At 58.0% G+C, this 14715-nt stretch carries 15 protein-coding genes and 1 pseudogene; 2 read left to right on the top strand and 14 right to left on the bottom strand.

From position 1 onward, the window contains the following. Window positions 1-94 precede the first annotated feature (94 nt). The gene (hutC, locus tag EDE09_RS22060; protein WP_132412956.1) at window positions 95-829 is read left to right on the top strand and encodes a histidine utilization repressor; all 735 of its coding nucleotides are present in this window, start codon (window positions 95-97) and stop codon (window positions 827-829) included. A gap of 105 nt (window positions 830-934) precedes the next feature. Continuing rightward, window positions 935-1536 (top strand): annotated as a pseudogene (locus tag EDE09_RS22055) (YdeI/OmpD-associated family protein). Between the two features lie 277 nt (window positions 1537-1813). On the opposite strand, the gene EDE09_RS22050 reads toward EDE09_RS22055, so the two are convergent. The 14 genes from EDE09_RS22050 to EDE09_RS21985 all read right to left on the bottom strand — a co-directional run bounded on the left by EDE09_RS22050 (window position 1814) and on the right by EDE09_RS21985 (window position 14705). After that, window positions 1814-2026 carry a PAAR domain-containing protein gene (locus EDE09_RS22050; RefSeq protein WP_348631332.1) on the bottom strand — a complete coding sequence of 71 codons (213 nt, stop codon included), beginning with the start codon at window positions 2024-2026 and terminating at the stop codon, window positions 1814-1816. An 81-nt stretch (window positions 2027-2107) separates the two neighbouring features. Continuing rightward, the gene (locus EDE09_RS22045) at window positions 2108-2539 is read right to left on the bottom strand and encodes a hypothetical protein (protein WP_132412954.1); all 432 of its coding nucleotides are present in this window, start codon (window positions 2537-2539) and stop codon (window positions 2108-2110) included. A 1-nt stretch (window position 2540) separates the two neighbouring features. After that, a complete protein-coding gene (locus EDE09_RS22040; protein WP_132412952.1) occupies window positions 2541-2930 on the bottom strand; it encodes a hypothetical protein in 390 nt (129 codons plus the stop codon). A 29-nt stretch (window positions 2931-2959) separates the two neighbouring features. Then, window positions 2960-3964, bottom strand: coding sequence for a hypothetical protein (locus tag EDE09_RS22035; protein ID WP_132412950.1), 1005 nt, complete (start codon window positions 3962-3964; stop codon window positions 2960-2962). Between the two features lie 19 nt (window positions 3965-3983). Further along, on the bottom strand, window positions 3984-4985 hold the full coding sequence (locus EDE09_RS22030) for a hypothetical protein (RefSeq protein ID WP_132412948.1): 1002 nt from the start codon (window positions 4983-4985) through the stop codon (window positions 3984-3986). Between the two features lie 305 nt (window positions 4986-5290). Continuing rightward, window positions 5291-6103, bottom strand: a complete 813-nt coding sequence (locus tag EDE09_RS22025) for a DUF4150 domain-containing protein (RefSeq protein ID WP_245505221.1) — start codon at window positions 6101-6103, stop codon at window positions 5291-5293. A gap of 563 nt (window positions 6104-6666) precedes the next feature. After that, window positions 6667-6951 (bottom strand): PAAR domain-containing protein, encoded by a 285-nt coding sequence (locus tag EDE09_RS22020; RefSeq protein WP_348631331.1) that lies wholly within the window; start codon window positions 6949-6951, stop codon window positions 6667-6669. A 467-nt stretch (window positions 6952-7418) separates the two neighbouring features. Beyond that, the gene (locus EDE09_RS22015) at window positions 7419-7865 is read right to left on the bottom strand and encodes a hypothetical protein (RefSeq protein ID WP_132412946.1); all 447 of its coding nucleotides are present in this window, start codon (window positions 7863-7865) and stop codon (window positions 7419-7421) included. Between the two features lie 9 nt (window positions 7866-7874). Continuing rightward, the gene (locus tag EDE09_RS22010) at window positions 7875-9500 is read right to left on the bottom strand and encodes a DUF4150 domain-containing protein (protein WP_132412944.1); all 1626 of its coding nucleotides are present in this window, start codon (window positions 9498-9500) and stop codon (window positions 7875-7877) included. Further along, the gene (locus EDE09_RS22005) at window positions 9493-10569 is read right to left on the bottom strand and encodes a DUF2169 domain-containing protein (RefSeq protein ID WP_132412942.1); all 1077 of its coding nucleotides are present in this window, start codon (window positions 10567-10569) and stop codon (window positions 9493-9495) included. Before EDE09_RS22005 ends, EDE09_RS22010 begins: the two co-directional genes overlap by 8 nt. Window positions 10570-10576: 7 nt before the next feature. Beyond that, complete coding sequence (gene tssI, locus EDE09_RS22000) at window positions 10577-12904, bottom strand: type VI secretion system tip protein TssI/VgrG (RefSeq protein WP_132412940.1); 2328 nt, start codon at window positions 12902-12904, stop codon at window positions 10577-10579. Between the two features lie 59 nt (window positions 12905-12963). Then, the gene (locus EDE09_RS21995) at window positions 12964-13278 is read right to left on the bottom strand and encodes a contact-dependent growth inhibition system immunity protein (RefSeq protein ID WP_132412938.1); all 315 of its coding nucleotides are present in this window, start codon (window positions 13276-13278) and stop codon (window positions 12964-12966) included. Between the two features lies 1 nt (window position 13279). Further along, window positions 13280-14155 (bottom strand): RNase A-like domain-containing protein, encoded by an 876-nt coding sequence (locus EDE09_RS21990; protein WP_132412936.1) that lies wholly within the window; start codon window positions 14153-14155, stop codon window positions 13280-13282. Window positions 14156-14228: 73 nt separating this feature from the next. Then, the gene (locus EDE09_RS21985; protein WP_105370965.1) at window positions 14229-14705 is read right to left on the bottom strand and encodes a type VI secretion system tube protein Hcp; all 477 of its coding nucleotides are present in this window, start codon (window positions 14703-14705) and stop codon (window positions 14229-14231) included. Window positions 14706-14715 lie beyond the last annotated feature (10 nt).

Raw genomic sequence — 14715 nt, 5'->3', positions numbered from 1 at the left:
TTTGAAAGGGGGCAAGTGGCCTGCAAAAACTTTACGCTTTATTTTCGATGCGTATTTTGTATGCACATGACGGCATCACGGAGGAGAACCGAGCATGCCCGAGGGCGACCAGACCATCCAGGCTTCGGGTTCACGCGAGCTTCCTATTTATGAGCGGCTAAAAGCAGACATCAAGAAGCGGATTGAAACCGGCGAATGGCCGGCGCATCACCGTGTGCCTTCCGAGAATGAAATCGCCGAGACGCTGAACGTCAGCCGCATGACGGCCAATCGCGCCTTGAGAGAACTTGCCATGGAAGGCGTGATCGTCAGGGTGCAGGGACGCGGCTCCTTCGTGGCCAGCAAGAAGCGAAGCGCACCCTTTATGGGCGTCCGCAATATCGCCGACGAAATTGCGGAGCGGGGTTCCACCCACAGACCTCAGGTCATCCTCGCCCAGACCGAGGTCTGCGGTCATGAGCTTGCGGAAGCCATGAAGATCGAAGTTGGCATGCCGGCCTTCCATTCCGTCATCCTGCATCACGAAGATGACGTGCCGATTCAACTGGAGGACCGCTTCGTCAACCCTGCCGTGGCACCGGATTATCTCACCCAGAATTTTCAGGAAACGACGCCCAATGCCTATCTGACGCTGATAGCACCGATCTCCCATACGGAACAATTCGTCGAGGCCGTGCTTCCGCAACCGTGGGAATGCAAACATCTGGCGATCGCTCGTTCCGAGCCCTGTCTGCTGATCCGCCGGCGCACCTGGTCCGCAGACCGGATCGTCACATCCGTTCGGCTTCTCTACCCCGGCACCCGCTATCGTCTGGAGAGTTCGTCCTAGGCAACATCCGGCGAAGGGAAGCCGCTCTCAGGGCGCCGCTTTTGCCAGCGTGTTGCAGACATGGGGATCTTGATCAAATCACTTGCACCAGGAGACGATCGTTCCATGCCACCTGTTACCGTCGACCCCGAGAAAATCCGCGAATTTCCGGATGCTGACGCTTTCTACAATTGGCTTGGCCAGAACCACGATAATGCCACCGAAATCTGGATACGAATCTTCAAGGTGAATTCCGGCATTCCATCAATAACGCCCAAAGAAGCGATTGACGTCGTGCTGTGCCGGGATGGATCGACGGCATCAGGAAAAGACTGGACGAGAAGAGCTTTCTGCAGCGCTATACGCCGCGGAGCAGGAAAAGCATTTGGAGCCAGATCAATGTCGAGAACGTCGAACGCCTGATCAACGAAGGGCGTATGACTAGGAACGGACTGCGCGAAGTCGAGGCAGCAAAGTTGGACGGACGCTGGCAGCGCGCCTATGCCAGCGGCAAGGATATGCAGGTTCCCGACGACCTTCAGGCGGCGATCGACGCCGAGCCGAAGGCCAAGGAAATGTTTGGCCGGCTCAGCGCACAAAACCGTTTCGCTCTCGCCTTTAAAGTCCACAAGATGAAAACGGAGGCAGGCCGCCGGAAGAAGATCGAGAGCTTCGTCGAGATGCTCAAGCAAGGGCAGACGATCCATCCGCAAAAGAACTTGTCGTAGCGGGAATTCATTGGCGAGAAAAGGCAGGGAAGGGAAGGTCCCATCAACCAAAAATGCTGCTGAACTCGCACCCCAACTCCCCACGATCGCCCCCCTCTTCGTAGAAAGGGTCAGCCGGCACTAAGCCGACGCATTCGCCTTTCTTGAGCGGTCCGTGGGCTGCAGCGCAGGGATCGAACATTGGTTCGCCGTCGACATCCAGAATGTCGGCATCCTTGCGATCCGATATCCGCCACATGCCGCGAAACCTAATCGGATGTGAACCAGCCGAGACCCTCTACGATACGACCGCCATGAGCCGTGGGATCGCTGATGCGCGCAAACGCCTTACCTTCGCGATAGACGAACCGCTGCTGATCGTATCAGGCCCGCCGGCCAAACAAATGCATTTGTCGCCGAGAACCGCTATCGGAACGCCTTCCACCGTTACCAGTGTCTGTGCTTCCGAGATCGGGCCTCCAACGTGCGGCTTCGGCCCGGGTTCAACCATCGGGCAAATGTGGTTGTGACCTTTGAGGGAAACGTATGAAGACATATTTCCACTTGATCCGTTGAAAGAATACTCTCAGCTTCAGACGCTTGGGCGTACCTCTTCTATCTTTTCCCGGGCATTCTCCGGGGACAAATCCCACCGCTCAGGCTCCTCAAGTTCGACGCTCAAAAGTGCATGTTGTGTTGACCTGTTATACTGCAGCAACACGCGAGAGAGGCCGTCCGGTACTCCGCCGACCTTCTCCTCCAGAAAATCGACTACGGATTCGCGCACTGAAGTTACGGGAAAGCTTACGGCCCACCAGTCTCGGCCTTCGCTGTATGCGTATCCGGCATTAGCAAAGTTTCGTCCTCCTTTGGGCATCGAGAACACCACCGATATTGAGTTCCATCGCGGATCCTCCAGCTTTTCGTCTGAAAGAACCGCGGTTAAAATTCGCTTCAGATGATATTGGCGCCGCTCGCGAGACAGACGTCCACGGCCTTCCAGCGCTCCACGGAAAGCTGGCACGCTAACCTCCCAGTTTAGGGCGCAGTTCATCAACAATTGTGTCTATGTTCCATGGCGTGACCTGCCAACGCACTGAGTTTTCATATTCGAAATCAACGTTGAATTTGCCGTTAGCTTTGTTGAATTGGAGGAGCATTTTTAGTACTCCCTTTTTATCGTCCTGCCGTAGCCATTCACGGTAGTCGCACGCTTCCGATCTAATGAGACGAGGCCTGACGGCTATAGCTTCCCACTCGCCGCTTCTGTCGTAGGAATATCCATAAGCTTGGTTAATGTCGTCATCCTCGAAGACTAGAACAAGAGAAAACTCCTCCCAATCCTGCTGCTCAATCTCCTCGCTCTGGATTATGGCTTCGACCAAATTGCCCACGTATTTCTCGTTTTCAGCCACTCTCTTTAGTGCCGTCGGAAACAGCGATATCAGTTGTCAGGATGCTGTATTCTTTCAACCGTCTTGCCGTCGTACCGAAAGACGTGCCGGTCGCCGACGATCCAGAGATAGTTGTCGTCGACGCTGTCGATCTGCTGGATGACGGTGGTCTCGCCGAAGTGCGTAGCGGGATCAATCACGAACTCGAACTTTCCACCCCGGAACCTCCGCAGTCCCGAGGTCGTCCCGGCATAAATCTCCCCTTGGAATTCTCGGACCGAATAGAGCTTGATATCTCGGTCGGATTCATGAAGCACCTTGAAGCCGTCGCGGGCGTTCCCCACCAGCAGTGTCTGTCGGTAGCCGGACATGATGACCTTGTCCGCGTTCACACAATGGATGTCGAGCAGGTGCCCTCCGGTAGGAGACTCGAGCAGCTTCAGCGTGGTGCCGTCGTGATGGCCGATGACGCCGTCCAGCCCGCATACATAGACATCGTTTTCGTTTGAGCCGTCGACGCAATTGAAGTTGGGAATTTCCTCACCGAGGCTGAGTTGCTCATCGAAACTGGGGCGCGCCTGCCCGCTGAAGTCGCCGAGTCCGAATTGCCGATCAAGAAGCTGGCTGGACTGATCCCGCAAGCCTCCGTCTATGGCTTTCCAGCCGCCGTCGGCTCGTTGGTAGAGCTGGCCGCCAAACCCGCATGCAAATAGCGTCTGCCCTATTTCCTGAATGGAGCGGAACGATCCGTACGTTTCGTAGATAGTCTCGCTCAAATGCTCGACCGAGTTCAGGATTTCGACGCGGCCTTCTTCGGACAGGAAGCACCCCGCCCGCCGCACGGCGCCACGCTGCCGCCGCAGGCATGCGGAAACGACGGTCTCTCCTGCCCAGTCCTGATAGGTGAAAGGCGTGGCGCTGTCGAGATTGAGGTAAAAAATCCTCGTCAGTCCCTCGTCGCGTCCGGCGGTCTCGTCGGGAAAACCGACGATGATGAGAAACCGGCCCGAAACGGCAACCCCATTTCCGAGTGATACAGGTGTACCTGGCGTCATTCGGAAATATTCCTCGACATCAGGGATTGTCGCCGTGACGATAAATTTTTATTCCTGCACCGTCGTGCAGGAATGCGTGTCGATCACTGGCGATCCACATGGCATCGTCGCCCACGGAATCCATCGCGATAACGTGTGTCCTGTCGTCCAGGCCCTCCGACTTGACCAGGACCGCGCGGTCACCGACCAGTCGATAAAGGCCGTGCAGAGTGCCTAAATAAGTCTCGCCGCGGAACCTCCGGACCGACCAGACATAGCTGTCCGGAAAGAGCATTCCGATCGATTGAAATCCGGCGCGCGCACTGCCTCGCATAACCAGACCATCCTGGCCCGCAACCCAGGTTTCTTCCGCGGAGACGGTGTGAATCGAAGTAAGGATGTTTTGCCTGCCAATGTCGACTTTTTCCCAGCTACCCGTGTAGTGGTAAAGGTTCCCGCCGAGTCCGCAGACATAGAGGTCGTTTTCGCTCGTACCGTCGATAGCATTGAAATTTGGCAGTGCACGCGGTCTTTCAACGCGTTGACGCATCTGCGTTGCTCGGTCTGAACCGCCGTCAGGTTCAGCCTCGAGCAGCCTCCGGGCCGCACCCACGATGTCATCGTCAATGGCAACCCAGCCTTGCGGGTCGCGCCGATAGACCTGCCCCATACCGCCACAAGCAAACAAACGGGAGCCGATCTCCTTGATCTTCGTGAGGTCTCCTAAGCCCCGCGAACCTTCCAGGCCAGCTCCAGGAATGTCCTCATAGGTCGCGCCTTGAGACTTCGCGATTTCGATCCGGCCGCCTCCCGTCATCGCGCATCCGGCGCGCGGCCGGTCCTCAGTGGCGCGAAGCAGGCAGACGGAGACCACTTCGTGATCCGGCCAGTCCACGTAGTGCCACAGTTCATCCGTCTGCAAGTTCAGATAGTAGATTCGCGTGAATTTTGCGTCGCCCTCCACTGCATCGGGGATCGTCGCGATCATCGCCATCGTGTCACTGACGGCGCAGGCGGAAACAAACTTGACGGGCACAACCATAGTTATCTCCTGCATACCGCTACGGCTTCCGGCGCGGCCGGAACCTCGTCCGACACTACTCGAATCCACGGGAATTCTACCAGTCGGGTCGGCTCGGAAAAGATCACTTCCCGACAGCTCCCGTTCGCTCCTGTGATAGTTTTGAAGCTGGGCCAGCAAATCACCGGATCGCAGCCGGTAGTGCCGCTACCGCCTCCACACCAGCTACTTCCAAGTCTTCCAACCGGGCAGTGCCTTTTGGGTTTCCAGCCGGGCCGAGTCGGCGCTCCTCAGCATTATAAATCCCGTGAATCAAGCCGTGCTCGTTAGCATCGGGTCCAGAAACCTTTGGAGTAGCTCCCTCGACGCAAATACTGAGCCATCCGCATGCGGCACCCTGCCCTATAAAGGGTTCCACTAAGAGTGCGAAACGCCCTGTCTGGGACAACGTGATGGGGAGTCGTACAGGGCAGCGCATCTGCGCAACCTTCTTGGTACTTCCGCAGCCCGCAGTTGCGCCGACACCGGCGACGCCCTTTCACGGAAACGTTGCCCTCCGTTCGGGTGTTCGGTATCGGCGCAGCGTGCGTTTCCTCCTCTACCCGCTGGCGTTCCGCTTCGATCTGCTCGCGCGCCCACCGTCGCACTTCCTGCGGATCGGACCCGTTGTCTATCGCCTCTTGCGCTTCGCGGATAATCCCTCGCTCGGCATCTGTGAAGACAAGCATGTCGGCGAAATAGCCGGGATTTTGTCCAGCGGACCCGTTCCCCGGCGATGCGGAATGCTGGATAGGAGGTGTCGGATCGTACGACAGATTGTGCTTCGGCCAAACCAGCTTTTCGACGGTGTTGCGATTGTTCATCCACCATTCGTTGCCGTGGCGGGTCGCCCACTGGCCTTCGATGCGGACGTTCTTGGAATGCCCCTTGCGGTGGCAGACGGAGGAAACGGTGTTCGACTTGACGCCGAGACCGACCGGCTCGTCGCCTGTGCAGCGGGTCACGACCGAGTTCTGCTTGTGGGCGCGCTGCCCCGTCATGAAAACAGAAGAGGCGGTGTTGGCGCCGTCAGACTGGTAGGCGACGATCGTGTACGGGACCGGGCTTTCGGACATGATCGCCGAGGCCTTCTGCTGCACATGCTCCTCATAAGGATGATCGGGATGGGCGACTTTATAGAGGCATGGTAATCCCCCGACTGGCCAATTTCACCAGTCGCACATCTTAGCAAAAACAGGGGACCATATCCGGTTGACGCCACGAGAACGTGCCCTGGGGGAATCGAGCCGTCTTCACCTGCTCTGCTTCGCCAGTATTATCGAGAACAAATCCTGAAAGCTCCGCGATCTACTGGGGGCGGAGCGCACCCATAAAACGGAATTTCGTACGTCCGTTAGGGTCACCGCTGCCTTATCCTATGCGGCGAACAGGCACTACATCATTCGGGGTAGTCTTCATCAGATTGAACTCGTCAACTTGAACAAGAATGCTGAAATGATCGAGCGCCGACAAGCGTTTGATGTTTCGAACCCGTTGAAGCAGACCAAATGCTCCCGATCTCGCCAAAGCCGGCCCGAAGCCGAAGCATTCGCTTTTATTGAGGCGGTTCGTCGGCGGCAACGCAGCGATCGAACATTGGCTCGCCGTTGACATCCAGGAAGTCGGATCCTTGCGATCCGATATCTTCCACATGCCGCTAAATCTATTCGGATGTGAACCAGCCGAGACCCTCCACGATACGACCGCCACGAGCCGTGGGGTCGCCGATGCGCGCAAGCGCCTTGCCTTCAATAAAAACGATGGATGAGCCGCCGCTGATTGCGTCAGGTCCGCCGGCCAAGCAAGTGCATTTGTCGCCGACAACCGCTACCGGAACACCTTCCACCGTTACCAGTGTCTGTGTTTCCGAGATCGGGCCGCCCACATGCGGCTTCGGCCCAGGTTTCAACCATCGGGCATACGTGGTTGTGACCTTTAAGGGAAACATGAGCCGTCATCCGAAACCCTCCGAGGGATAAGAAAATAAACGTCCCCCAATTATCATCTATACTTTAGGTATTCATCCACATGCGCAAGAACAAAATCTCCGAAGCTCTCAGCAACTCGGTTTGTTCCATACTCCATTTCGCGCTGTTGCACTTCATAGATCGGAGATTCTCCAAACTGATCTCTCTCAGCACAATCTATGACGAAAAACGGCCCGTATCCGGAGGCCTTGATCCGAAGCATGCTGTTGGAAATTTCTCCATCACGGCGAGATAGCTCAGTGGCGAACACAACCCTCGGCGAAAATTGGCAGCGAAACTTCCAGCCGCCCCTCAAGAGCCATGATCAGTTCCCGCTGGCGGTTGCAAAACGGATCGGTTCCACGCTGACAAAGAATATGATTTCCCAATACATTACGCGGTATCGCTTTTATGAATCCACGGCTTGGAGGAGGATTGAACTACGCCGTCACTTGAAGCTGATACTCTCGAAATCGCCCATCTTGCCGTCCCAGGTGCCGGATGAGAAAGCCGTAACCGAGTGTCCGGTACGCGGACCTTCATCCAGGCGACCCGCAGTCAGGCCGAGCTTGTCGAAAAGGATGATGCCAACGGACAATCTCGCATCGCCATTCAATTCTTCTAGGCGGCGAAGAACCTCAATTCCATTGGTGTGGAAAAGATCAATCCCTTGGAACGTGACCGATTCCAGATCGTAGAAGGCCTCGATTTCTCTAACGCGGTTTTCGTTATAACGCACGATCGGCGCTTTGGTACCGCGAAACTCATTGAAGGTGCCGGGCCGCAAGCCTCGCCTGGATCGATCAGGTGGACCGACAATGCCTGCGACTTCCTCAGGCGACATCCCGAAACGGATTGGCCCCATGCCGACAAAGGACACAATTTCCCACTCCATACCGATCTCCTACTTTTTCTTGCCGGGCAACCAACCGTGCTCTTGCAAGCACTTATAGTATGCAAGCAATTCGCGGGTAGCCTGATTGTACTTTCTTATATCGCCACCCTCTTCCGCGATCCTTCGAACATCGCGAATGTCCATCGCAAGAGCGTCACGATAGCTACCCGCTTCGATAAGTTCCTGCTGGGCCTTACGCCATTCCTGCGACTCGAGACTTGACCCCGTCGACATCGCCTTCCGGTGATCTTCCTTATCCATCTGCATCGAAGGGCTTGGGTATTCGCCAAGCGGCGAAACCGACTTCGGCGGCATATGATTGGATTCCATATCCTTGTCGCCAACGCCCTTGGTGCCGCCGTAAGAACCGCCGCGGAAATCACCTTCTCCATCCTTATCGCCCTTGGCAAGGTGCAAACACGGATTACGGGTAGGTTTCTTTTTGTTGGTGACACGTCCGCCGCCACTGCCATCGACCGTGTCGCTGGCGCGTTCGGCCCTCTTGGCATGCTCGGCCTCGCGAGCAACCTTGCCAATATCGCCGGCCTCTTCGAGCCCCTCACCGGCTTCCTTCAGCATCTTCAGCTTCTTGCCAGGGCTAACTATTCCCGCAAGCACGCCGGTGCCTGCGCCCAATGCTCCGGATATGCCGTGCTTATCGTAGCCCTTCTCGACGCTGTCGACAGCACCCTCGACACCATCAACCACGTAGTCACCGACCGCCTGTGCACTGCCGAGTGGATCGTTGATGACTTTGCCGCCGACATCGACCAAGCCACGGCCGATATTCTGGGTACCCTCCCAAATTTCCGCCCCGGTCGGAAGGTTGTTGTAGACGCCTTTCGCATCATCCAAAATAGATGCTTCGCCACTGTACCACTGGCCTATCTTGTTAACGGCTCCGTCCACGAAGGATGCCTCGTCGGATGTCGCCTTCATGCCCGACCAAAAATGGCCCCACTGCTCTTTGGTGTGATCGAGGAAAGACTTGTTCTGGTCGTCCATCCCGTCCGGCGCATTTTTAGTCTCGATCGACTGGACGTAACAGTACTCGCCCTCCGTATTGCCGTTGTTCAGGGTGCAGCGATCGGCGTGGCGCTGGATCGGAATACCGTTAGCTCTAACGATCGGCGAGGACGTGACGGGCTCCACGACATCGCCGACAGTTCCCGATTTGATCCCAAGTCCGACCCCCGGCTCATCGCCATAGGTCGTCGTGAATTTTGAATCCCGCCGCTTGATGATCTCACCGTTGGCACGAACGTTGGGCGAGTAATTGTAGTCGTTGTCCGCCGTCCCATAGACCGCATAGGGCACAGGCTTCTCCGGAGACTTGCAGACGTCCGGGGAGAGGCAAACCGCAATCGCCTTCTTCTCGTCAGGTATGATTTCAGGCGGAGCAGGATCCGGCGAGGCGGGACGCGGCTTGCGTTTGGCCTCGCGAGTGTAAGGCGCTGCGATCCTGTCGGCTTCGGCCCATTCCCGTTTCGCCGCATCCCGATCGGTGCTGTAAAGTGCATCTCCCCTTGCCAGCGCGGCATTATAAGAACCGAGGACATCCGGCGGCATCGCAGCCGTATCGACGATCTTGCCTGCGCCGACGATATCCACAACCAACGGCTGATCATCAGACATGATCGCGCATCCTTCCAGATACACCGGTGTTGGCGACTATGAGCCTCGGCATTCCTCGCCGTTTTGGCCAAGGAAAACCGATGCGCCATGTCAGGAACACCCGACCGATACCGGGCCGCATGTCGAAATGCACACCATCGAGAACCATCAGACCGCGTGAAGGGCCATCACCCTGATCGATCTCGATCTGAAGCCGTATATTAGGCAGATACCCGCGAAACATCTTGCGGCCCGGCAGGAGATTATCCAGTTCATAGGCTTCATTGCCGCGCAGCCACGGAGTAGCGATCAGGTCGGGATGTGCGGCCTGCCAGAAGGCAAAGTTGAAATCCCGCGGCAGCAGCGGGTGCCGTTCTTTCAGCCAGATTTCGTCATAAGTGCCTGCTCGCGCAACGCGGTCTTCCCAGAAAGGCGAGATCGGCCCCAGACCGGCCGGTGCCGGTCGGTCGCTTATGCTCCGAATAGGTTCGTTCGCGTCTTCGATCTGGGGTGCGGGCCATTCCGGCTTCTCCCGAAAGAGGGTCTCGTCGACGAGGCCTATTCCGATCGGATTGCGCTCGAACACCTCGCCGCCTTCTACCCGCCCCCCGAATCCAAGTCGCCAATCGATTGGCACCCGAGCGACAGGTTCTCCCTCCGTCAATTCCCAACCTTCGAGAAGATCCTCCTTGTCCCGGTCGATCAGGCCGCGCCAAGTCTTCCGGGTCTTCGCGCGCCAAAGACGTGGCCCGTGGACCTGAAGACGCTTTTCGACCGGACCGACCTTCAAGCCGCATGTCCAGGATGGCGCCTTGACGCCGTCCGGGGCAAAGGTCGAACCAATAAAGGTGACATCCGTGTTCGGCTTGAACGGCGCCAGGTCGGTGCAGGCCAGCTGGGGTGTCAGGTGGGGATCGCCCGCGTAGGTGTCGGACATGACCAGAGGACGCTGTATGCTGTCCAGCACTAGCGGGCCGCCATTGCTCAACTGAAATGTGCCCCGCGCCACGACCACGCCAAGCAACTCACCCGACTGATTGTACTGTCGGAATGCAAGTGCGGGAAACGGCGTACGATTGTCGACCGACATCGGCGCCTCAACCCGTTGCTGTTGTATCGGACGAACTTGGATCCGCCTCGTCAAACCCTCCACCCGGTTTGTTCAGGTCCACGACCTTGCCGTTGATCTGTGTCGGGCCGGATGCCGTGAAGTTGAAATGCGTGCCCAGGATGATGACGGTGCCGTCCTTGCGCATGATGAACTTGGACGCGCCGCATTCGATGACGAATTCTTCGCCAACGATCAACTTTTTGAATTTACCCACCTTTTCGAGGGAGGTCTGGCCGACGTTGGTGACCTTGCTGACGCCGATCTGTTCAACCCTGGCAACGCCCACCGTGTCCGATTTGAAGGAGCCGACAATCGTGTTCATGATCCCGGGCAGCGGGAAGAGGCTTGAGGCCGCATCGCCGATACCACTGCCGGCGCCGGCCAGCGCGGTGCCGGCATCAGCCCGCGGGCTTGGGCCGGAAACGACACCCTGACGACTGCTGAGACCGCCCGCATTCAGAAACCCGAGTGCCGAGGAAGCAAGCGTTCCCGCGAATGCGGCAAGGCCCGGCCCGCCGCCCCCGGCGATCTGGCCCGCCTGACCAAGTAGCGTCGCTGTTTGGCCGGCAAGCCCCTGCACGGCCGCCATCAGCGCCATGGCCCCAGGGCCTGTGCCGCCGACGACGGTGTTCATCGAACCGCCGACCTCGTGTTTCTGGTTTCCGGAGACCTCCACTGCGCGATTGCCTCCGACCGAGGCGACTTCGTGCCGGTCTACGCGTTTCGTCCGATCGTTCAGGACCCGGGTGGTCTGGTCCTTCTGGGCATGGAAGAACATGTTCTCCCGCCCCGCATCGTCCTCGAAGGACATTTCGTTGAAGCCGCTCCCCTTGTGGGTGTTCGAGCGCATCACCATGCGCGTCTTGTTGGCGGGCAGATCGTAGGGCACGGCGTTCGCCGGGTTCGGCACGACACCGGTCACCAAGGGCCGATCGGGATCGCCGTCAACGAACGCGACCATCACCTCCATGCCGATACGCGGGATGATCTGCCCGCCCCAGGTGGAGCCTGCCCAGTTCTGCGCCACCCTGACCCAGCAGGTGTCGGAGCCATCCTTCTTTGCCTTGCGGTCCCAGGGAAACCACAGCTTGATGCGGCCATATTGATCCGGATGGATTTCCTCACCAGCAGGTCCCGCGACGATCGCCACCTGGGTGCCTTCGATCCGCGGCCGCTTCGTCTGACGATGCGGGGTCATCGGCACCCGGGAGGGAATTGCCTCGAAGCTGTTCCTGTATTCCGGTTCGTTGGAATTGGTCTCGTAGGAGCGGTCGACGACGATATGCACCGCCTTGACCAGCACATGCTCTTCGTAGTGATGCTCCGGATGGGCCACTTCGTATGGCGTGAAGCGACGACCGGTTTCAAGGATACGGGAGGTCGAGGTCCCGAAGACCCGGTCGTGATCGGCCTCAGATGCCTGCATCCTCAGCTTTTCCGCCCGCTCGGCTTCCGCCACCGTGGAGATGCGGGCCGGATATTCGTAAAGCTCGCGCTTTATGGCGTCTGGCATCTGCACGAGCGAGGGCGTCATGGTGCCGGGCACCATGCGCGGCGTTTCGAAATTCCAGTCGGCGCCTGCCCTTTGTCCGGGCACATAGGAATAGCGCCGGCTCCAGTCATTGATGTGGTTGCGATCCGACGATCCCTGCGCCAACCGGACCTTTGCCTCTCCTTGCGCCGATGGTGAGGGGCCAAGCCATCCGGAGGCGGCGTCTGCCACATGCAGCTTGTGTTTGCCGTCCTCGTGGCTGAACCAATAGAACAGCCCGTCCTCCTCGAAACGGCGGGTGAGGTATGCAAGATCCGTCTCGTTCCACTGCACCGAATAATGCTGCGGCGGTGGCGGCGTAATGATCCCCGAGGTATCCGGGGCCGGAATGCCGTGTTCGGAAAACAGCGTCTCGACGATATCGATGGCCGTCTTGTCCATCCAGATGCGGCAGTCGGAGCGGCGCGACAAAAGCCACATCTGAGGCCTCAGCACCATAGAATAGGAGCGCAAGCCGCGGGTGATCGGCGGGCCCTCGTTGAGCTCGGTCACCAGACCGTTGAACGGCCGGCGCACCGCGCTGCCCTTCTCCCCATCGCCCTGCTGGACTTCGATCGACACATCCATCAGCCGGCCGATCAGTTCCTCCGGCTTGACAATCGGCTTCTTGGCTCGCGCCGAAACCCTGATCTCGAAGAGCGATGAAACACCCTCCTCGATTGTTACCCGTTCGGCCAATAGCTGATCTTGCCCAAGCGGCGAGACGATCTTCAGAATGCGGCTCGCCTGGATGAAATCGGCGGAGGATGGCTGATCATTCATGTTTCTATCCGGATCATCTCATTCATCGGAAAGATAAAGTCGGCGGCGAGGTTTTTGCTTCAGAGAAACTGCTGATAAGAATCTGGATCGATCAGAATGGCGTTCACCATTTCAAAGAATTCTCCCACCGATTGGCCAATTTCGTCGGGTGTGAAATCGCGGCCAAACCGCTGCGCAAATTCATCGGCTGCGCGGTTGTGGTACTGTTGCATGAAGGATTGCATGTCAGAGACGACGCCCTCGCGCATCGGTGCGTCCGCGTGCCTTGCAAAAACGGCAATTGCCTCCGGCACGCTATCTGCCTCCAAGTCCATGTCCTGGTGTAGATAGCCGCCGATCATCTGCCGGAGAAATTCGAATTCGTCGTTTGCCATGTCAGATCGGATACGCGGTCAAAATGTAATAAGGCATGCCGTTATAGGTTTCCTTTTTCAGGACGATCTTTATCCGGCTGAGACGCTGTGCCTTTCCGGATGCCCGTTCAATACCAAATCCCACCTCGCGTCCGGCAGAATACTCCAGTGGAAGGTTGGTTCTGGCTCCGGATCGCGCCCAGGACTGGATGGCCACCTTATGCGCCTGCAGCCCGCGGCTGATTGCCCGCTCGGCCATTGCAACGTCGTCGAATGTCGAAATCATCTGCGGCGGACGCCGCATATTAGCCGTCTCCGCCAGCCGCTGCCGCAATTGCGCTTCGGTCCAGCCAACATGTTTTCTGATCGTATGTCCACCGATGCGGGACGCTTCACTCACGGCTTCATGCCGCATCAAGGAGATGCGTCCGGCCCTGATAGCGCCTGTGCGTACCGCATTGGCAAGAATGGCTCCGCTGACCGGGACCAGGATTTCTGCTGCGAGGCCCACATTGCGCGCCGCGCCCGGAGACGCTCCCAAGCTTTCTGCGAGCGAACTTGCGCCGCGGTCGGCAAATGAACGGACATCGCGACCCGTCCATATCTGCCTGCCCCCGGCAATACATTGATCAACCCCATGGGCGCCAAGTGCGACCCCACCTGCCTTCGTGAGCATTGTAGGCTCGGGCGCCGCCAGCAGTGCGCCGGCTCCAACCAGCTCGGCTCCACAACCCAAAAGGCGCAGGCCTCCGATGAGGCGATTGCCGATTGTCCCTTCCGGCTCGATGGTTTCATTTTCCAGAACCGCAGCAAGCTGTGTGGCCGACAGAGCGATCCTCAGGCCTTCTTCCTCGTTCTCGATCATTCGCCCATCGGGGCTCACTGCCAGTCCAGCCATCGTCAGCTCCGTTTCCTCGATGAATGTTGACGGGGGCGCCGGCGAATCCGCCAGCGCCCAGCTCACATGGCAGTTAAGCCGCCTTGGTGGTGGCGAGGTCGTAGGAGGCGATCATCGGCGACTGCGGCGAATGCATGTCGTCGTATGGCGTGTACTTCACTTCCATCTTGGTGAAGTTCAGCTTCAACGTTTCGACTGGACGATCGCCGTTGGAATCGATCGAATAGCTGGCAATCAGCGTATTGGTCAGCGTATACTCGATATAGGTGTCGCCGGGGTTGCCCGTGGTCACCAGATGGATGGTCGCACGCTTGCCGGTGCGGCCCGAGCAGGCTTCCTGGAAGAGTTTGGTCGACGAGGAATCGCTGACCTTGGTCAAAATGACTTCCGAAACAGTCGGCTCGGAAGCTTCACGGTTTGCCGCGGAACCGGCAGACGTGTTCATGTTGCGGGAAACGTTCCAGTGAATGGCTTCGATATCCATCCACTTGCGATGCTGCTCGTGGGTCGCGTCGCCCTGAATACCGTCGATCTGCAGATAAATCGGCATGCTATCAGCT

Source organism: Neorhizobium sp. S3-V5DH, from assembly GCF_004343065.1.
GTDB lineage: Bacteria > Pseudomonadota > Alphaproteobacteria > Rhizobiales > Rhizobiaceae > Neorhizobium > Neorhizobium huautlense.
The sequence above is the reverse complement of the archived record's forward strand: the minus strand, read 5'-3'. Positions and strand labels throughout refer to the sequence as shown.